13 protein-coding genes are annotated in these 19,651 nt (G+C 31.7%); 8 read left to right on the plus strand and 5 right to left on the minus strand.

All coding sequences use genetic code 11. The features are described from left to right. The first annotated feature begins 105 nt into the window (after positions 1 to 105). Together ABD939_RS11815 and ABD939_RS11820 are read left to right on the plus strand one after the other, a co-directional pair. Entirely contained in the window at positions 106 to 876 is a 771-nt protein-coding gene (locus ABD939_RS11815; RefSeq protein ID WP_345168830.1) for a LytTR family transcriptional regulator DNA-binding domain-containing protein, read from the plus strand. A gap of 68 nt (positions 877 to 944) precedes the next feature. Beyond that, positions 945 to 2,009 carry a serine hydrolase domain-containing protein gene (locus tag ABD939_RS11820; RefSeq protein ID WP_345168833.1) on the plus strand — a complete coding sequence of 355 codons (1,065 nt, stop codon included), beginning with the start codon at positions 945 to 947 and terminating at the stop codon, positions 2,007 to 2,009. A 167-nt stretch (positions 2,010 to 2,176) separates the two neighbouring features. Here the strand turns inward: ABD939_RS11820 and ABD939_RS11825 are convergent, their stop codons facing one another. Next, positions 2,177 to 3,517: a deoxyguanosinetriphosphate triphosphohydrolase gene (locus ABD939_RS11825; protein ID WP_345168835.1), complete on the minus strand. Its 1,341-nt coding sequence runs from the start codon at positions 3,515 to 3,517 to the stop codon at positions 2,177 to 2,179. Positions 3,518 to 3,676: 159 nt separating this feature from the next. Between ABD939_RS11825 and ABD939_RS11830 the strand changes: the two genes are divergently transcribed. The 3 genes from ABD939_RS11830 (at position 3,677) to ABD939_RS11840 (ending at position 8,376) form a co-directional block, all read left to right on the plus strand. Beyond that, entirely contained in the window at positions 3,677 to 4,063 is a 387-nt protein-coding gene (locus ABD939_RS11830) for a carboxypeptidase-like regulatory domain-containing protein (RefSeq protein ID WP_345168837.1), read from the plus strand. A 288-nt stretch (positions 4,064 to 4,351) separates the two neighbouring features. Next, positions 4,352 to 7,174 carry a TonB-dependent receptor gene (locus ABD939_RS11835; protein WP_345168839.1) on the plus strand — a complete coding sequence of 941 codons (2,823 nt, stop codon included), beginning with the start codon at positions 4,352 to 4,354 and terminating at the stop codon, positions 7,172 to 7,174. A gap of 35 nt (positions 7,175 to 7,209) precedes the next feature. Then, on the plus strand, positions 7,210 to 8,376 hold the full coding sequence (locus ABD939_RS11840) for a multidrug transporter (protein WP_345168842.1): 1,167 nt from the start codon (positions 7,210 to 7,212) through the stop codon (positions 8,374 to 8,376). Positions 8,377 to 8,487: 111 nt separating this feature from the next. On the opposite strand, the gene ABD939_RS11845 is transcribed toward ABD939_RS11840, so the two are convergent. Then, positions 8,488 to 8,802 carry a toxin-antitoxin system YwqK family antitoxin gene (locus tag ABD939_RS11845; protein ID WP_345168845.1) on the minus strand — a complete coding sequence of 105 codons (315 nt, stop codon included), beginning with the start codon at positions 8,800 to 8,802 and terminating at the stop codon, positions 8,488 to 8,490. Between the two features lie 388 nt (positions 8,803 to 9,190). Between ABD939_RS11845 and ABD939_RS11850 the strand changes: the two genes are divergently transcribed. Both ABD939_RS11850 and ABD939_RS11855 read left to right on the plus strand, forming a co-directional pair. Continuing rightward, on the plus strand, positions 9,191 to 10,393 hold the full coding sequence (locus ABD939_RS11850; protein ID WP_345168848.1) for a porin: 1,203 nt from the start codon (positions 9,191 to 9,193) through the stop codon (positions 10,391 to 10,393). 71 nt (positions 10,394 to 10,464) lie between these two features. Then, positions 10,465 to 12,774, plus strand: a complete 2,310-nt coding sequence (locus ABD939_RS11855; RefSeq protein ID WP_345169087.1) for an inorganic phosphate transporter — start codon at positions 10,465 to 10,467, stop codon at positions 12,772 to 12,774. Between the two features lie 47 nt (positions 12,775 to 12,821). Here ABD939_RS11855 and ABD939_RS11860 read toward each other — a convergent pair whose 3' ends face one another. Further along, complete coding sequence (locus ABD939_RS11860) at positions 12,822 to 14,582, minus strand: Na/Pi cotransporter family protein (RefSeq protein ID WP_345168850.1); 1,761 nt, start codon at positions 14,580 to 14,582, stop codon at positions 12,822 to 12,824. Between the two features lie 186 nt (positions 14,583 to 14,768). On the opposite strand from ABD939_RS11860, the gene ABD939_RS11865 reads away from it, so the two are divergent. After that, positions 14,769 to 15,650, plus strand: a complete 882-nt coding sequence (locus ABD939_RS11865; protein WP_345168853.1) for an OmpA/MotB family protein — start codon at positions 14,769 to 14,771, stop codon at positions 15,648 to 15,650. A gap of 94 nt (positions 15,651 to 15,744) precedes the next feature. Here the strand turns inward: ABD939_RS11865 and ABD939_RS11870 are convergent, their stop codons facing one another. Together ABD939_RS11870 and ABD939_RS11875 are read right to left on the minus strand one after the other, a co-directional pair. After that, the gene (locus ABD939_RS11870; RefSeq protein ID WP_345168856.1) at positions 15,745 to 18,234 is read right to left on the minus strand and encodes a ribonucleoside-diphosphate reductase subunit alpha; all 2,490 of its coding nucleotides are present in this window, start codon (positions 18,232 to 18,234) and stop codon (positions 15,745 to 15,747) included. 202 nt (positions 18,235 to 18,436) lie between these two features. Beyond that, positions 18,437 to 19,417 carry a ribonucleotide-diphosphate reductase subunit beta gene (locus ABD939_RS11875; RefSeq protein WP_345168858.1) on the minus strand — a complete coding sequence of 327 codons (981 nt, stop codon included), beginning with the start codon at positions 19,415 to 19,417 and terminating at the stop codon, positions 18,437 to 18,439. Positions 19,418 to 19,651 lie beyond the last annotated feature (234 nt).

Here is a 19,651-nt window from a genome sequence, read left to right on the forward strand (position 1 = left end):
GACTATGTACAAAACAACTTGGATTATTATAAAAATACCGAACTTTGCTTTGCACTATTATATTCTTTAAAATACAAAAACCTTTTTGAGTAACACACAAATTAGATGTTAAACAAATATCATTTTTTAGTAGCTCTAATAATTGCCATTTGGCTTACGTTTTTTTTAATCCTTATTGCTCCTTTTGATATTGCTGAGCTATCAATTTTAAATCGAATACAAATAATGCCCGTATATGGCATAATTTCATTTTTCGGTTATATGATATTAGTTCCTCTAGAAAATTGGATTTATAAAAAATCAGATAAGTCATCTTTCTATAAAGAAATATTTATTATTACACTTTTTAATATTCTAGTATTAATTGGGTGTTATATCTATTACAAATCTGAAATTGTAAATGGAATGTATTCATTTATAAAATTTACTCTTGAGGTTTATTATCCAACCTTTTTTATTTTATTACCAATAATCATTTTTGCGAGATGGTTTATAAATAAAAAGGTGATTAATAAAAATTCAAAAAAAATCACTTTAAAAGGAGATAATAAGTTAGATATACTTCAAATAAATAATGAAGATTTGGTTTGTGTTTCTAGTGCTGATAATTATGTAGATGTATATTACTTAATGAATGGTATTTTAAATAAAAAATTATTAAGAACAACTTTAAAAAATATTGAATCACAATTTCCAGAATTAATAAAAATACATCGATCTCATCTTATTAATCCAATTCATTTTATGGAATGGAAAAATTCAAATACAATTAGTCTTACTCAAAAAGAAGTACCAGTATCTAAAAATTATAAAAAGAAAATTTTAGCAATGTATCATTCGTCCCTTAAAACAAATGATTCGCCCCAAATTCAATAAAACAAAGACTTACAATAGATTTCATTTATACTTTTGACATAAGTATTAATTTTTAAAAAATCAATTAAATGAAAAAAAATATAATATTATTAATAATGCTTTTAGTATCTGTCTTTGTTATTTCACAAAATAAAAACCAAGTAAGTACTTTACTAGAAGAGGTCGTTGCAAAAAAAACCGTTGTTGGTGTCGCTGCTGGGTATTCTATTAATGGTAAAACAATACAACAATCTGCAGCTGGTTATGCAAACAAAAAAGCAGGTGTTAAATTTACTCTTGATACACCAGTTAGAATGGGTTCTATAGCGAAACCTATGACTGCAATTGCAGTTATGCAACTTGTAGAACTAGATTTAATTAATTTAGACGTACCTATCCAAACTTATATTCCAGATTACCCAAAAACTCAAATTACTACTAGGCATTTATTATCTCACACTTCAGGAATCCCTGGTTATAAAGATGGTAATGAATCAAATACTACGATTAGTTACCCATCACTTTACGATGCTTTAGATTTGTTTAAGAATAGAAATCTATTATTTGAACCTGGAACTCAATACAGTTATACAACTTATGGTTATACCGTTTTGGGTGTAATTATTGAAAAAGTTTCAGGGATCACATTTGAAGAATATATGCAAAAGAATATCTGGGATAAAGCAAAAATGACAAAAACAGGTGTTGATAAATTTGGTGTTAAAGTAAATAATAAATCTGAACTTTATAATCGTAATAATGGAAAAGGAAAGGCTAAAATTGCAAAAGAAAATAATTTAAGTAACCGAATCCCAGCTGGAGGCTTTTATACTACTATTGAAGACATGATAAAGTTTGGAAATAGTATATTAAATAATACTTTTATAAAGGAAAGCACACTAGAATTAATGAGACAACACCACAGTTTAGAGAAAGAAAATAACGCCTATGGTTTTGGATGGTTTTTATATGGTAAAAAGCCCAAAGAAGGTACTATTATTGGTCATCCAGGTGCACAAATAGGAAGTACATCTTTTCTTTTTATAGTTCCCAGTAAAAAAGCCGTTAGTGTTGTACTTGCTAATACATCTAGAGCACAATCTGATGTTGATCCCATAGCTAATAAATTGCTAAATATGTCTTTAATGAACTAATCCTTTTTCACTTAAGGAAGTGAAGTCTTTTCGTATTAATGAATTTATAGGTATTAGCAAACATGAACCGCGTTAGGGATTGAACGGTATGTTTGAAATCCACGACGTAGGAGTGATTGAGTAGTGAAAGCCCGACACCTTTTCGGGGTAACGCCCAAATAATTATTTTAAAAACTAATGCCTTTTATTTTTTTATAATCTAGTATCGCCTTGCTATCAGACAATAAAGACACGTAATAACACACACTTGATAAACGGTTGTATAGGCTAGAATTATTGGTTTCTAGAGTTTTTGGCAAACCTTTTAAAATGAGTTTATCATAATTTGATGCAGTGTTGTTAAAACTATTATTTACAGCGTTTGTATAGGTACTTAGTAATGTGTTTATAACGCCGTAGCCTGCTATTTCTTTATCGACCACCTCGGTAGATTGATAGATGTTTTCTACACTAATTTTTATAATATCTTTTATTTGGGCTTCGTACTTACTTTTGTCTAAGAGAGCACAATCAAAATTGCCGTTTAAAATAGCATCTTCATGTTTCATAAAAACATCTACAGCATCGTTAATTAACGAGCCTATGGCTAATGCACGTAAATAGCCCACGCGGTCTTCTTTAGAGGAAAGTGCATAATAGTTTTCTGGTCTTATAGTTTCTCTAATAATTTTAGAGAGGTATTCTAGAGCAAATTCTTCTTGAATAAGTCCAAGATTTATACCATCTTCAAAATCGATAATGGTATAACAAATATCATCGGCAGCTTCAACTAAATATGCCAGAGGGTGGCGAGCGTAACTGATATGCTTATTACTTCGTTTGATTAAACCAAGCTCTTTAGCTACATCTTGAAAGGCTTCTTTTTCCGATTGAAAAAAGCCATATTTTTTATCGGCTATGTGGTTTGATGGTTTTTTAGGTAACGATTCTTTTGGATATTTTGTAAATGTACCAAGAGTGGCGTAGCTTAATCGTAATCCACCTTCTCGTCCTGCTCTACTTTCAGTTAGTATTTTAAAACCATTCGCATTACCTTCAAAATCACATAAATCTTGATATTCTTTGTCGCTAAGTTGTGCTTTGTATTGTTTACCAGCACCTGTTTTAAAGAACTCGCCAATTGCTTTTTCACCTGAATGCCCAAACGGTGGATTTCCGATATCATGAGCTAAAGCGGCGGCGGCTACTATGGCACCAAAATCGTTTGCTTGATAGCCAAGGGTGCTTTTTAAATGCGGATGTTTTTCTAATAGTTTTTGCCCCACACGACGCCCCAGAGAACGCCCTACAACACTTACCTCTAAACTATGTGTTAAACGTGTGTGCACAAAATCTGTTTCAGATAAAGGAATAACTTGTGTTTTATCTTGAAGACTTCTAAACTCTGATGAAAAGATAACACGATCGTAATCTACCTCAAAACCTAAACGAGTTTCGTCTTGTTCTTTACGGATGCGTTTATTAGTATCGCCAAAGCGTTTTAAAGAGAGTAGTTGTTCCCAGTTCATAATGTTAGTTTAAAGCACGAGCAAGATACTAAATTCATTAAAAAATGTATTGTAAAATCTCTTAACATTAGGGTAACATTTTAATCATAGTTGTTTAATGTTTTGGTAACACCACATTGTAAGTTCTGGGTGTATTTTTGTACCAAACTAAATAATAATATGAAACACATAATTTATATAGTCATTTTTTTTATCTCTGCATTTTCATATGCTCAAGACTTTGGCTCTATAAGTGGTAAATTACTAGATCTAGAATCGAGTAATGAACCTTTAATGTTTGCTAAGGTTTTAATCAAGGAAACTGGCAATGAAGTTTTATCAGATGAAAACGGCGTATTTAAGTTTGAAAATATTGAAAGCGGAGAGTATACTTTAGTTTGTAGCTTTGTTGGTTATGAAACTAAAGCATCAAAAATAAAAGTTGAATCAAATAAATTAACAACTTTAAAGTTACCATTAAAAGCAAGCACATTATCCTTAGACGATTTATTTGTAACTCTGGCTAGTGTTGATAATGCTGAAACATCCTCCGCAGCAAACGATTAACTTAGTTGCAATATAAAATAAACACTATACAAGTTAAAGCTTTCCTCAAATTGGAAAGCTTTTTTTGTGTTCATTTTTCAAAACTATATGCAAATCTAGTTTTATTACACTCAAGAAATTTTAAATCAACAACTTGTATTTTAATGTTAAATTAAAGTTACCAGTATTTAAACTATCGTTCAAATTGGTAACATTAATCTAACGCTTTTATTACGGTTCTTTAATCCTTAGATAACACACAATTTACAAAACGGCAGTTTCTTTGCACCAAGAAATTTAAATAAAAGAATGAAACAGTTTATACTATTATTACTACTCTTTACATCAGTTGCATTTAACGCACAAACTGGTTCTGTTAAAGGAAAATTAACAGATAAAGAATATAATAATGAGCCTTTAGCGTTTGCTAACGTTTTAATTAAAGGTACAACAACAGGTACAACTTCTGATTTTGATGGGTTATACGAATTTAATGATTTAGATACTGGGGCTTATACATTAGTTTTTAGTTTTGTTGGTTACGAAACTCAAGAAATTCCCATAACTATTATTGCAGGCGAAACTAGTGTAGTAAATGTAGATATGAGCGCTAGTGCAGCATCGCTAGATGAAGTAGTAATTACTACCACTACTAAAAGAGAGAGTGAATCGGCTTTATTATTAGAACAACAAAAAGCTGTTGTAATGAAACAGAGTATTGGTGCACAAGAGCTTTCTCGTAAAGGGGTTGGTGATGCCGCAGGAGCTGTAACCAAAATATCTGGTATTTCTAAACAAGAAGGTGGTGGTAATGTATACGTTCGTGGTCTTGGAGACAGGTATTTAAATACCACATACAACGGGCTTACACTTCCTGCCAATAACATTGAAAAAAAGAATATGGACCTTAATCTTTTCTCTTCAGATGTTATTCAAAACGTAGGCGTAAGTAAAACCTATGCTGCTAATTTTTATGGCGATTTTGCCGCAGGAAATGTAGACATTGTAGCTAAAGAACATACAGGTAACTTTTTTCTTGATGCTAACCTAGGGTCTAATCTTAACTCGAATGCTGCTGGAAAAAGTTTTATAAAAAGTGAAGGCACAGGATATTTCGGGTTTTATAATAGATACCTTAATAACCCTTATGCTGTAATTTTATCTCATGGTGTAGACCCTCAGGCGATTGATGGTAATTTAGGCTTTGAAGGCAGTATAGCTGGTGGTAAATCTTGGGATATTGGCGAAGAATCACGTTTAAGTGTTTTTGCTACTGCATCTTTTGGGAGTAATTTTGAATATAGAAGAGGACAGTTTGCTAATGTAACTGCGGCTGCAAATACTATATTTCAAGATTCTGAAGAATTTGAGTTTTCTAGAAATACCACAGCAATGGCAAACATTGTTTATAGAATTAATAGCAATCATAAAATAAAATTTAACTCCTTATTTATTAATGATGCTACTGATGAAGTAGGTCGTTTTGGTATTGATGGTCGTGGTTATAACCGAAATACTATAGCCGATAATGACGATTTTGGGTTCTTTACACAAAACGTACAGTTTGAGCAAGATATGATTTTTGTAAATCAAATTTTGGGAACAAGTACATTAAACGAAAAATTAAAGTTAGATTATGGTATAGGTTACAATAATGTTCTTGCGCGCCAACCAGACAGAAAGCGTATTGCCTTAGAGCGTTTTGAAAATGCTATTGATAACGACCCATCTACCAATGCTATTTTCTTTAGAAATGTGGAATTTGATAACCAACGTTATTTTCAAAATATTGAAGATAGCGAACTTAATGCTCGTGTTAACTTAAGTTACGAGCAATCTGAAAATTTAAAATTTAACTTTGGATACAATGGCCGAACCAAAGAGCGTACTTTTGATAACCAACGTTATGGTTACGATATTATTAATCCGTTTACCGAAATTGAAGACGTTAATAATTTAAACAATTTTTTCTCTACAGAAAACCAAGGTGTTCTCTATAACACAAGCGTGTTTCGTCCTTTAGATCCTGCAAATGGGTTAGGTAAAGAAAATTTACCAGGACAATTAGAAAACACCTATGCTGGTAAACTTAATGTTCATGCTGTTTATGTAGATGCTGTATATAAATTAGGAGAAAAATGGTCTTTAGTTCCTGGTTTACGTGTTGAGCAATTTAATCAAGAAATTAGCTATGATGTAATTAACCTGTCGTTTAATAACCCGGGAAGTAATAAAGCTAATGAAACGTTTATTTTACCTAGTTTAAACATAAAATACACTTTAAATGAAGATCAAAATTTACGATTTTCAGCAAGTAGAACCGTTTCTAATCCTGAGTTTAAAGAGGTAGCTCCCTTCGTATATGAAAATGTTACAGATCGTATTGGAGGGAACCCAGATTTATTAAACGACCCTGCATTTTCAACCATATTAAACTTAGATTTAAAGTACGAATGGTTTATGGATAAAGGTGAAATATTATCTTTAGGTGTTTTTAATAAAACTATCAACGATCCTGTAAACTTGGTATCTGCCAATGATGCTACAGGCACACAACGTTTCTTTAGAACAGGAGACAGAGCTGATGTTTTTGGAATTGAACTTGAAGCTAGAAAAGGGCTGATTAAAAATGAAGATGAAGACAATATCTTATCTGCTGGAATGAATATAACCTATACCTCAACCAAGCAAGATTTAAAAACGGTTTCAGGAACATTTAATACGAATTTTAATAGAACCTCTGATGAACTTCAAGGTGCATCGCCATTACTTATAAATGCTGATTTGAGCTACAGTCCTACGTTTTCTGAATATAAACCTGTTGTTAACCTCGTATTTTCATATTTCTCGGATCGTATAGATGCTTTAGGCTCTGGGCAGTTAGGTAACATTATAGAAAAAGGTGTACCAACATTAGACTTTGTTTGGAAAAACACAATTTCCAAGAATTTTGAAATTAACGCAAGCGTAAAAAATATACTAAACCCAACAATAGAAAGGGTTAGAGAAAATGTGTCTTTTGATGCAGTATTAGCAAACGATTTAGGCGTAAATGCTAATCTTTCAGAATTTGCTTTATCCAGTTATAAGAGAGGAATTAATACTAGTATTCAACTCAAATATAAATTTTAAGTACAATCAAAAATCGAACAATTAATTAAAAAAAAATGAAAACAAGTAAATTTATTTTAGGCTTTTTAACCCTTGCAGCCCTTGCTATAGTTGGTTGTGCAGCAGATGACACTGCAGATGTAATTATTAATCAAGGAGGTAACGGCTCGAACCCAACTCCTGTGGATAACGAAATAGGAGGAACACTTACTGAAAATCTTACATTGGTTACAGGAACAGAATATGATTTAACTAGTGGACTTATTGTGCCTGAAGGTATAACTCTTACTATTGAACCAGGAGTAGTTGTTAAAGCGACTACAGGATCAGACGTTTATGTTGCCATACAACAAGGTGGCACTATTATGGCTGAAGGTACATCTTCTAACCCTATTGTATTTACCTCTAACTCTGCAACACCTAACCCTGGAGACTGGGGAGGGCTGATTGTTTTAGGTCGTGCTCCTATAAATTCTGTAGTTGGTGGAGATGCAACTTCTACATCTGAAATTGGAGGTTTGCCATACGGTGGTAGTATAGCAAATGATAATTCTGGAATTATAAGATATGTTCGTATTGAGTATTCCGGTGGTGCTGCAGATGCTGCATCAGAAAATAACGGGTTCTCATTTTATGCTGTGGGTAGCGGAACAACCATAGACTTTATACAAGCCTTTGAAGGTGCTGATGATGGTGTTGAATTTTTTGGCGGAACGGTTAATGCTTCACATATTTCTGTAGTTGGTGCTCAAGATGACTCAGTGGACTGGACAGAAGGTTTTAGCGGAACACTTACAGATGTATATATCGAACATAGACAATCTCATGATAAAGGTATTGAAGGTGATGGATTTAATACGGATATAGGAAACAACTCTGATCCTGTTTTTTGGAGCGCTCCTACAATAAACAATTTAACTATTAATGGTTTAGGTTCTAGTAATGGAAATGAAGCTATCCGTTTAAGAGCTGGTACACGAGCATTATTTACCAATGTACTGATTGAAGGTTTTGAAGAGGGCTATGATTTGGATGACGAAGAAACAGGAGTGGGTGTTATTGCTAATGAAACTAGCGTAACTAATATTACTTTTGATGATGTAGTGCTTACTTTAAAAAATGATACAAACGGTGCTTTTGATTCAGATACGTTCTTTACAGGTATAGGTAATGGTACCGGAGCAGATTATAACTCTTGGAACTCGGGTTGGACAAGAAACTAAGTTTGTAAGAGTTGTTTAAAAAAAAATTAGAGCTCAATTAAACCTTTAAATATAAAAAAGCATCACGATATTAACGTGATGCTTTTTTATTCACTTAGTTATGGTTATGCTTTATAACGAAGCAACATTATTATCATAATTGACTTCTTTTTTAATTCCGTCAATCCAATAAATCCATTTGCCGACTTTTTTTCCATTATCATAATTTGCCGAAACTGTCTTTTTGCCTTCTGTGTTATAACTTAACCAAACACCCTGAAGTTTACCATCTGTTGTGTAAGATCCTGTTTGACTTACAACACCATTGTCATGATAATAAACAACATCAATTAAATTTGTGTCTTTATTAAGTTTTAATTCTCTCTCTTTTTGTCCAAAAGAGACCACAGTAATTAAAAAGGCGAAAAGGAATAATAATTTCTTCATAATTATGGGGTTTTTAACATTATACTTCAAAGATATATAATAGGTAACATTTACACAACTTTTACATAACATTAAATTAACATTAAAATCATAAATATTTGATTAACAAGTATTTAAATTTAAATATTTAACATTGAAAATATTAATGATTAATTAATATTGAGGTTACGTTAAAATTACCTTATAACCCGATATTTGTGGTGTCTTTAGACAAACAATTAGTATTTCATATAACTATTAGTTTTTGTCGACTACATTATCATGATTTCTAATGAGACTGCTTTTGGCCAAAGCAGTCTTTTTTTTGTTAAATAATTTAACAATTAGGAAACATTAGAATCCCAGAATAGTAAGTTATTTGCACACGACAAAAACTAATAATTCACTAATGAAATTTAAAATTTTTTTAGCGCTTTGCTTCGGTGCTATTCTATCAATTACCTCTCAAGAAATAAGTGATACTTCATTTGGCAAAGGTTTAATAAACTTTACGACCAAAGACAGTTCTTTCAGTATTAAGTTTGCACCGCGTTTTCAAATGCGATATATATCGTCATGGGATCATGATGGCGATCAATATGGTGCGGCTGAACAAAATTTTATTATCCGTCGTGCACGTTTAAAATTTGATGGTTTTGCCTATAGTCCTAAATTAAAATATAAGATCGAGTTAGGTCTTTCTAACAGAGATTTGTCTGGTGCCAATCAATTTAATCGCAATACCCCCCGTTATATTCTTGATGCCGTTTTAATGTGGCACTTTGCTAAAAACTGGGAACTTTGGGCAGGACAAACTAAATTACCTGGTAACGTAGAACGTGTTGTATCTTCTGGTAATCTTCAACTTATAGATCGTTCATTACTAAACAGCCGTTTTACTCTAGACCGTGATATTGGTCTTCAATTACGTCATAAATTCTATTTAGGAGAAAATTTCTTAATTCGTGAAAAGGTTGCGCTTTCTCAAGGTGAAGGAAGAAATGTAACCGAAGGTAATGAAGGTGGTTTACAATATACTGCACGTTTAGAATTGCTACCATTCGGTGCTTTCAAATCTAAAGGTGATTATAGCGCATCTGATTTAAAAAGAGAACCAAAGCCAAAACTATCGTTAACCTTTACTTACGACTTAAATACGGACGCTGTAAGAGAGCGAAGTGTACTGGGTGATTATATGTTTAGAAGCGATGGATCTCTTTACGAGACAGACCAAACAACCGTTTTTGTAGATGCCATGTATAAGCACAATGGGTTCTCATTTATGGGAGAATATGCAAAACGTACTGCAGATGCTCCAGTTGCAATTGATATAGATGGTATTACTCCAACAGGAGACATCGTTTTAACAGGAAACGCATTAAACCTACAAGCGGGGTATCTATTTAAAAGTAATTACGAAGTTGCTGGTAGATTCACAACTTTAGAATATGAGGCCGTAACTAACGCGCTTCCTGTAAAACAATATACCTTAGGTTTTAATAAGTTTATACACGGACACAAATTAAAAGTACAAAGTGATATAAGTTATACATCAGTTGATGGAAATGATGATAACATTACTTTTAGAATGGGCTTTGATTTCCATTTTTAAAATATAACATTCTCATAACATATTAATCATATATAGTCATGATATTTGCAACGATTTTACAAGAAAACCCTATGGATAATATTTATTTGTACATGATTATCGCCTTAGCCATTTTAGCCATTGCTGACTTGGTTGTTGGTGTTAGTAACGATGCTGTAAACTTTTTAAATTCAGCTATTGGCTCAAAAGCTATTTCTTTTAAAACTATTATGATTGTTGCCAGTTTAGGTGTAGCAGTTGGAGCTGTATTTTCAAGTGGTATGATGGAAGTTGCCAGAAAAGGTATTTTTAACCCTGGCGAATTCATGTTCAATGAAATCATGATTATTTTTATGGCGGTAATGATAACCGATATTTTATTACTTGATTTTTTCAACTCTGTTGGTATGCCAACATCTACCACGGTATCCATTGTATTTGAGTTACTAGGTGCTGCAGTAGCCATGGCTTTAATAAAAATTGGTCATGATAGCGGCGATTTTAGTAACGTTATAGATTACATCAATACATCTAAAGCTTCACAAATTATATTTGGAATTCTGCTCTCTGTTGTCGTCGCATTCTCGATTGGAGCATTAGTACAATGGGTTTCCAGACTACTCTTATCCTATAATTTCGAAAAGAAAGCACATTGGGTAGGTGCCTTATTTGGTGGTTTTGCTTTAACTGCAATAACTTATTTCATTTTTATGAAAGGTTTAAAGGGAACTTCTTATGCCAAAGAATCATTTGACATTCTTGGAGGAGGTACTATGAAAGATTTTTTAGAAACACAAGTACTATCTATTGTATTAGTTAGTTCAGTGATATGGTCGTTATTGTCTTATGTACTTATTGCTTTTGTTAAAACAAATATTTACAAGCTTATTATTATAGTTGGAACTTTTGCTCTAGCATTGGCTTTTGCCGGTAATGACTTGGTAAACTTTATTGGTGTTCCTGTTGCTGCTTACAATTCTTTTTTAGCTTGGACAGATTCTGGATTGGCTGCCACAGCATTTCCAATGGACGTATTAGCGGCTAAAGTACCCACAAATAACTGGTTGTTATTTGGCGCTGGAATGGTTATGGTTTTAACCTTATGGTTTTCAACTAAAGCAAAAAATGTTGTAAAAACATCTTTAGACTTATCAAGTCAAGGTGAAACTAAAGAACGTTTTCAACCTAATTCACTATCTAGAGGATTTGTGAGGTTTGCAATGTTAATGTCTCAAATGACAGCTCTTATGTTGCCAAAATCATGGCAAGCAAAAATTGATAAACAATTTGAAACCCCTGTTATCACTTTATCAAAAAACAAACAACTTGAATTACCCGCGTTTGATTTAGTTAGAGCAGCCGTTAACCTTATGGTAGCTGCGGTTCTAATTTCTATAGCAACATCATATAAATTACCACTTTCAACAACTTATGTAACATTTATGGTAGCTATGGGAACCTCTTTAGCAGATAGAGCTTGGGGAGCAGAAAGTGCTGTTTACCGTGTTGCTGGTGTAATAAATGTTATTGGTGGTTGGTTTTTTACAGCTTTTAGTGCATTTACAGCTGCTGCTTTAGTAGCATATTTATTAAATTTAAATTTAAAGGTTATGTTCCCTATTTTATTAGTGGTTGCCTTTGGATTATTAATTAGAAGTTCTATTGTTCATAATAAAAAATCTAAAGAAGTTAAAGCTGAAGATAGTTTAAAGAAAGCTGAAAGCAGCTCTGTGCAAGGTGTTATTCATGAAAGTGCAGGTAACATTGCTAATGTAATTAAACGTGGTAATAAAATTTACACCAATGCTATTAATGGTCTTGCTAAACAAGATTTATCTTCTCTTAAAAAGAATAAAAAGCAAGTAGATAAATTATCTCTTGAGGTAGATGACTTAAGAAATAATATATTCTATTTTATTAAGAATTTAGATGAATCTAGTGTTGGCGCAAGTAATTTTTATATAAACATACTTGGTTATTTGCAAGATATGGCTCAATCTTTAGAGTACATCTCTAAAGTAAGTTATAAGCACGTTAACAACAATCATAAAAAACTAAAATTCAATCAAATTAAAGAATTGAAAGAAGTTGACAGTTCTTTTGAAAATTTATTTAATGATACAAAATTAGCTTTTGATTCTCGTTCTTTTGAACAAATAGGAAACATATTAGATAGAAAACAAGATGTACTTAATGTGCTATCTGACAAAATTCAAAAACAAGTTGAACGCACCAGAACAGAAGAATCTAGTCCAAAAAACACAACCCTATATTTTAGTGTATTACTAGAAACTAAAGATTTATTAACAGCTACAATGAATCTTTTACAAGAATATAATAATTCTCATGATGCTTCTGTTGAGCCTGCAACAATTGTTAATAATACTACAGATGAGGAATAAAATACTTTAAAATATTTAATTAAAGCCACGCTATTGAGCGTGGTTTTTTATTTCCCATTTTCTAAAAGAGAATCTTTTTTCTCATAAAGCAATTCGGCTACATCAATTAATTTTTTAGTCATATCATTAACATTGGTATAGTCATTAAATAAAGAGGATGCCATTTCTGCAGTAATCAAATTTTTTCTTATTAATTTATCTATAGATTTATTACTCTGCCTAACATTAGCCTTAGCTTCTTGCTTTAATTCTTTTAGCTTTAAGGCATATTTATTTGTATCATCTTCCGTTCTAAATAGATAAATAGTTCTTAATACTTTGGTTAGTTTTTTTCTGTAATCATCATATTCATTTTGTAAATGATTATTATCCATATTTAAAACTAAGGTTATATTTTTATTCAATTCTCTGGCATCTTTAATTATTTCTACAATCTTCCTATTAGCAATTTTTATATCTGTAATAGCCTTTATTTGTTTGTTATTTAATTTTAAAGTGCTTTGAGCTGTTGACGCATACTTTATAATTTCTCCATAGATAGTTTTCACTTTGGTATAATATAAATCTTCAATATCAGTCTCAAAATCTGTTTTAGACTTCTTAATAATTGTTTTTAATTTTTTTTCCGATTTAACATCTTCTCTATGAATATTTAAAGCATGGGTAACAATTTCAAATACGCTATTATTATATAAATATTTAGATTCTTTAAGTAAAGCTGTTATGGCAGATGCAGGAAATTCTAATACTGAAGGGGTAAGATATTTTGGTTCATCTACATCTTTATTAACGTTTTCTTTGAAGAAACGCATTAAAAAACGTTCCAATCTTTTAATAAATGGAATCATTAAAATAACACCTATAATATTAAATATGGTATGAAATAATGCCAGTTTTAAAGTGTAATTTGTTGAAGTAATATTTAAAATATCAGATAGATTGTTCACTAACCTTGCCAACGGAAATATAAAAGCTATGGCTACCAAACCTGTTATAATATTGAAAATAAAATGGGCTACAGCTAATCTTTTCCCAGCACTATTTGAGCTTAATGCTCCTAAAATAGCTGTTATAGTAGTGCCAACATTTGCTCCAATTGCTAATGCTAATGCATTTTCATATTCAATTTGTCCAGCAGCCAAAGCTGTTAAAATTAAAGCTAAGGTTGCACTGCTTGATTGTAATATTGTAGTAATTACAATACCTAGACCCGTATAGATAATAACACCTAAGAATCCGGAAACTGCATATTCAGATAAATCAATGTATTGTTTAAAAACATCAAAGCCTTCTTTCATATAATGTATTCCTAGAAAGAAAAAACCCAATCCTGCTAAAACATTTCCAATACCTTTTAATGAAATCTTTTTTTGAAAAGAAAACACAACTCCAAAAATGAGCATAGGCATAGCTAAGGCTGATATTTTTATTTTAAGACCAAAACCTGCAACTAACCAAGCCGTTGCTGTAGTCCCAATATTAGATCCGAAAATTAATCCCAAACCACCGCCTAAAGAAATTAACCCTGCACTAATGAAAGATATGGTAATAACAGAAACCAAAGAACTTGATTGAATTAAAGCCGTTACAAAAGCTCCTGCTGTTATACTCTTATATAATTTATTTGTAGTTTTTTTTAAGATATTTTGTAATGGCCCTTTTGTAAAAACTCTAAAGCCTTCCTCTAACATAATCATACCAAAAAGTAAAATTGCAACTCCTGCAGAAATTGTTTTAAAATTTGGATTTAAGTATAATGCAATAGCTAAGACAATCAAAAGCCCAAAGAAAAAAGACTTTCTAATCATATCTCCTTATTTATTAATAGTTTAAAAAATTATATAATATAGTGGAAAGTAGTTGTTTTTTAAAATTAATTCTACCAAACCATGTTTTTAGATGATAATTAAATTAATATAATCACATTTCAACATCTAAATATGCATTTCATCCGTATATGATTACATAATAAAAACCTAAAGATAAATACTATTATGAAAAAAATTTCTGTTTTATTAGCATTAACTGTTGTTACATTTTCATGTGTTTCAAAAAAGAAATATGTGGCTTTACAACAAGAAAATGGCGAAATTAAAAGTGAACTACAAAAAATAAGAATAGCAAAAGAAGATTTAGAAGCTAAATTTGATAAAATTCAGACTAGAGTTGATAATTACAATGCTAAAATAATGTCTCTTAAAGAAGACGTAGGCACACTTACCGAAGAAAGCAATTCTAAATTTGAAACGCTAGAAAACGGTGCGGTTATCTCCAATAATTCAAAAACAAAAATGCTTGAGACTTTAAAAAATGTTGATGCTGAAAAATTGACAAAAGCGAAAACACTTAAAGATTCTATGAACTTAGCAGTTGCCTATAATCTTGAAAAAACGATTAGCGAGAGTAATATGAATGAAGATGAAGATTTTGCTGTAAACATCAACGAAACAGTTGTGATGATTTCTATTGCAGATAACATGTTATTTAACACTGCAAGTTACAGATTAAGCTCTAAAGCTGATAATGTATTACAAAAGTTAGCTGATGTTATTAATTCTGAACCAAGTTTAGATGTAATGGTTGAAGGACACACAGACGCCAGAACTATAAGTACTGAATTTCTTGCTGATAATTGGGATTTAAGCGTAATGAGAGCTACTTCTGTAGTTCGTAAACTTCAAGAAAAATACAACGTAGCTCCAGAAAAACTGATTGCAGCTGGTAGAAGTAGCTACCAACCTATTGCTGAAAATGATTCTAGAGAAAACAGAGCAAAAAACAGACGTACTAGAATTATTATTCTTCCTAACATCGATAAATTTTTCGCTCTTATGTCTGAAAATGATGATGTAGCAGTAAATAATATATTAGATTAAACTCTTAATTTAAAGAAATAAAAAAGCATCTAAATTTGGATGCTTTTTTATTCCCTCTTTTTTTTAGAGTGTGTTGATAGCAATGGTTATTTAATTAAGAACCACACATTAGGCAATCATCACCTTCACCCGCTTTTGCTTGTGCGATAAGCGCTTTCATTTCTTCAGCACTCATTGGTTCTACATCAACCTCTGGTTTATCTTTTTTAGCAAACTTAGCTGCATTTTGTGCCGCTAATTTCTTTTTCTTTGCGTCTTGTTGCTCGGTAACTTCATTGTTAACTTCTACAACTTCAGCTACTGGTTCTTCTTTCTTGGTAGTTTGAAGTGTAAATTTAATAGCATCAACTGCACTTTTGGTACGTAAGTAATACATACCTGTTTTTAAACCACTTTTCCAAGCATAGAAGTGCATTGATGTTAATTTTGCCATAGTAGCACCTTCCAAGAATAAGTTTAGTGACTGTGACTGATCTATAAAGTAACCACGCTGACGAGACATATCAATAATATCTTTCATACTTAACTCCCAAACCGTTTTGTATAGGTCTTTAATATCTTGAGGAATAATGTCTATACCTTGTACAGAACCATTAGCTCTCATTATATCTTGTTTTAAGCTTTCATTCCAAAGTCCTAAATCCACTAAATCTTCTAATAAATGCTTGTTAACAACAATAAACTCACCAGATAATACACGACGTGTGTAAATATTTGACGTATATGGCTCGAAGCACTCATTATTACCTAAAATTTGAGATGTAGAAGCTGTAGGCATTGGTGCTACTAATAAAGAGTTACGCACACCATTTTTTAATACTTGCTTACGTAATTTTTCCCAATCCCAGCGTCCACTTAACTCATCGTCTTTAATATTCCATAAGTTATGTTGGAATTCTCCTTTACTAATTGGAGAGCCCTCATAAGTTTTATAAGGACCATCTTTTTTAGCCTCTTCCATACTTGCAGTAACAGCAGCATAGTAAAGCGTTTCAAAAATATCTTGATTTAATTTTTTAGCTTCATCACTTGTAAAAGGCATACGTAATTTAATAAATGTATCTGCTAAACCTTGCACTCCTAATCCAATTGGTCTGTGACGCATATTAGAGTTTTCAGCTTCTATTACCGGGTAGTAGTTTCTATCAATTACTCTATTTAAGTTTTTAGTAACTCGCTTTGTAATTTTAAATAATTCTTTATGGTCAAACTCCCCATTTTTAATAAACATTGGTAAAGCAATAGATGCTAAATTACATACCGCAACTTCATCTGGAGAAGTATATTCTAAAATTTCAGTACATAAGTTTGATGACCGAATGGTTCCTAAATTTTGTTGATTAGATTTACGGTTAGCCGCATCTTTGTACAACATATATGGTGTACCTGTTTCAATTTGAGATTCTAATATTTTCTCCCAAAGTTCACGAGCTTTAATCGTTTTTCTACCTTTTCCTTCAGCTTCATATTTTAAATATAAAGCCTCAAATTCTTCACTATGAGTTTCTGGTAATCCTGGACATTCGTTAGGACACATTAACGTCCAATCTCCATTTTCTTGAACACGTTTCATAAATAAATCTGAAATCCACATCGCATAAAATAAATCACGCGCACGCATTTCTTCTTTACCATGATTCTTCTTTAAATCTAAGAAATCAAAAATATCAGCATGCCAAGTTTCTAAGTACATCGCAAAACTTCCTTTACGTTTTCCGCCTCCTTGGTCTACGTAACGTGCTGTATCATTAAACACTCTAAGCATTGGCACTATACCATTACTTGTTCCGTTAGTTCCGGCAATATAACTTCCTGTAGCGCGAATGTTATGCATTGCTAAACCAATACCTCCTGCAGATTGAGAAATTTTAGCTGTTTGCTTTAATGTATCATAAATACCATCAATACTATCATCCTTCATAGTTAAAAGAAAACAAGATGACATTTGTGGTTTTGGTGTACCAGCGTTAAATAATGTTGGTGTAGCGTGTGTAAAATATTTTTTAGACATTAACTCGTAAGTCTCAATAGCCGCATCTAAATCGTTTAAATGAATCCCTATTGAAACACGCATAAGCATGTGCTGCGGACGCTCTGCAATTTGCCCATTTAATTTTAAAAGGTAAGAACGTTCTAGAGTTTTAAAACCAAAATAGTCATAACCAAAATCGCGGTTATAAATTATTGTTGAGTCTAAACGGTCTTTATTAGCCATAATCACTTCATAAACATCATCAGCTAAAAGCGGTGCATCTTTACCTGTTCTTGGATTTACATATTTATGTAAATCCTCCATAACATCACTAAATGTCTTTTTTGTGTTTTTATGTAAGTTTGAAACAGAAATACGCGCTGCTAAACGTGCGTAATCTGGGTGAGCAGTCGTCATGGTTGCAGCAACTTCGGCAGCAAGGTTATCAAGTTCGCTTGTAGTTACACCATCATAAAGGCCTTCTATAACGCGCATGGCTACTTTTAATGGATCAACTAATTCGTTTAATCCATAACATAATTTTCTCACCCTTGCGGTGATTTTGTCGAACATGATTTGCTCTTTTCTTCCGTCTCTTTTTACTACAAACATTGATTTTACACTTTTTTAGCTTTTCTGATACACCTTCAGAAAAATGGTTAGTTGTTCTTTCTAAATTCTGTCTTGAACTAACAAAGACAAAACTTAGTGGTTTAAATAATTAATAAATGGTCTTTTTAATTTAGTTTTCCTTTACAGGAAATATCATTTTAATTGATTTTCAAAAAAAATATTTTTGAATTAGGGTTGTCAATTAAAAATCTGCGTCAAAACTGAATTTATCTTTTTCTTCTTCTTTGTTAAGCACGCCTGCTTTTTGATATTCAGAAACACGTTTCTCAAAGAAATTAGTTTTTCCTTGAAGAGAAATCATATCCATAAAATCAAACGGATTGGCTGTGTTGTACTCTTTTTCACAACCTAATTCACTTAACAATCTATCTGTCACAAATTCTAAATATTGCGACATCAATACAGCGTTCATACCAATTAAACTTGCTGGTAATGATTCTGTTATAAATTCACGTTCTATATCTAAAGCATCAATTAAAATCTCTCTAATACGAGATTTTGGCACTTTGTTTATTAAATGTTTTTCATGTAAGTGTACTGCAAAGTCACAGTGCACACCTTCATCACGAGAAATTAATTCGTTAGAAAATGTCAATCCTGGCATTAAGCCTCTTTTCTTTAACCAAAAAATAGAACAAAACGCTCCTGAAAAGAAAATACCTTCAACTGCTGCAAATGCAATTAAGCGTTCTGCAAAACTTGGAGATTCAATCCATTTTAAAGCCCAATCTGCTTTTTTCTTAATTGCAGGAAAGTTTTCAATAGCATTAAACAATAAATCTTTCTCTTTTTCATCCTTAACATAAGTGTCAATTAAAAGAGAATAGGTCTCACTATGAATGTTTTCCATCATAATTTGAAAACCATAGAAAAATTTTGCTTCACTATATTGTACTTCGTTTACAAAGTTTTCAGCTAAATTTTCGTTAACAATACCATCGCTAGCTGCAAAAAAGGCTAAAATATGCTTAATAAAATAACGCTCGTCATCATTTAATTTAGTAGCCCAATCTGTTAAATCTTGGTGTAAATCTATTTCCTCTGCAGTCCAAAAACTAGCCTCAGATTTTTTATACCATTCCCAAATATCATGGTGTTGGATTGGAAAAATTACAAAACGGTCTTTGTTATCTTGAAGAATTGGCTCTACTGCTTGAGACATAGTTAAATTAGTTTTTTATTAAGGTTTAACGAAAATTTGTGTCAATTTCGGGATAACAAAGATTGTAAAATGATTGATATATTTTTAATAAAAGTTAGAAACCTTTTCAACAAGTTTTTAACAAACAATAAAAACCCCTATTACACAGAAGTTTACAGAAAAAAAACGTTAAAATATTGATAATCAATATTTTAACGTTTTTTAAATTTTAAAAAGTTATCAAAAAAAAGTAGA

The sequence above is a fragment of the Algibacter aquimarinus genome (assembly GCF_039543265.1).
Taxonomy (GTDB): Bacteria; Bacteroidota; Bacteroidia; order Flavobacteriales; family Flavobacteriaceae; genus Algibacter_B; species Algibacter_B aquimarinus.

Excerpts from the sequence above, each read along its gene's own strand:
- ABD939_RS11815 (WP_345168830.1), top strand. The coding sequence starts at position 106 with ATGTTAAACAAATATCATTTTTTAGTAGCTCTAATAATTGCCATTTGG.
- ABD939_RS11820 (WP_345168833.1), top strand. The coding sequence starts at position 945 with ATGAAAAAAAATATAATATTATTAATAATGCTTTTAGTATCTGTCTTT.
- ABD939_RS11825 (WP_345168835.1), bottom strand. The coding sequence starts at position 3,517 with ATGAACTGGGAACAACTACTCTCTTTAAAACGCTTTGGCGATACTAAT.
- ABD939_RS11830 (WP_345168837.1), top strand. The coding sequence starts at position 3,677 with ATGAAACACATAATTTATATAGTCATTTTTTTTATCTCTGCATTTTCA.
- ABD939_RS11835 (WP_345168839.1), top strand. The coding sequence starts at position 4,352 with ATGAAACAGTTTATACTATTATTACTACTCTTTACATCAGTTGCATTT.
- ABD939_RS11840 (WP_345168842.1), top strand. The coding sequence starts at position 7,210 with ATGAAAACAAGTAAATTTATTTTAGGCTTTTTAACCCTTGCAGCCCTT.
- ABD939_RS11845 (WP_345168845.1), bottom strand. The coding sequence starts at position 8,802 with ATGAAGAAATTATTATTCCTTTTCGCCTTTTTAATTACTGTGGTCTCT.
- ABD939_RS11850 (WP_345168848.1), top strand. The coding sequence starts at position 9,191 with ATGAAATTTAAAATTTTTTTAGCGCTTTGCTTCGGTGCTATTCTATCA.
- ABD939_RS11855 (WP_345169087.1), top strand. The coding sequence starts at position 10,465 with ATGGATAATATTTATTTGTACATGATTATCGCCTTAGCCATTTTAGCC.
- ABD939_RS11860 (WP_345168850.1), bottom strand. The coding sequence starts at position 14,582 with ATGATTAGAAAGTCTTTTTTCTTTGGGCTTTTGATTGTCTTAGCTATT.
- ABD939_RS11865 (WP_345168853.1), top strand. The coding sequence starts at position 14,769 with ATGAAAAAAATTTCTGTTTTATTAGCATTAACTGTTGTTACATTTTCA.
- ABD939_RS11870 (WP_345168856.1), bottom strand. The coding sequence starts at position 18,234 with ATGTTTGTAGTAAAAAGAGACGGAAGAAAAGAGCAAATCATGTTCGAC.
- ABD939_RS11875 (WP_345168858.1), bottom strand. The coding sequence starts at position 19,417 with ATGTCTCAAGCAGTAGAGCCAATTCTTCAAGATAACAAAGACCGTTTT.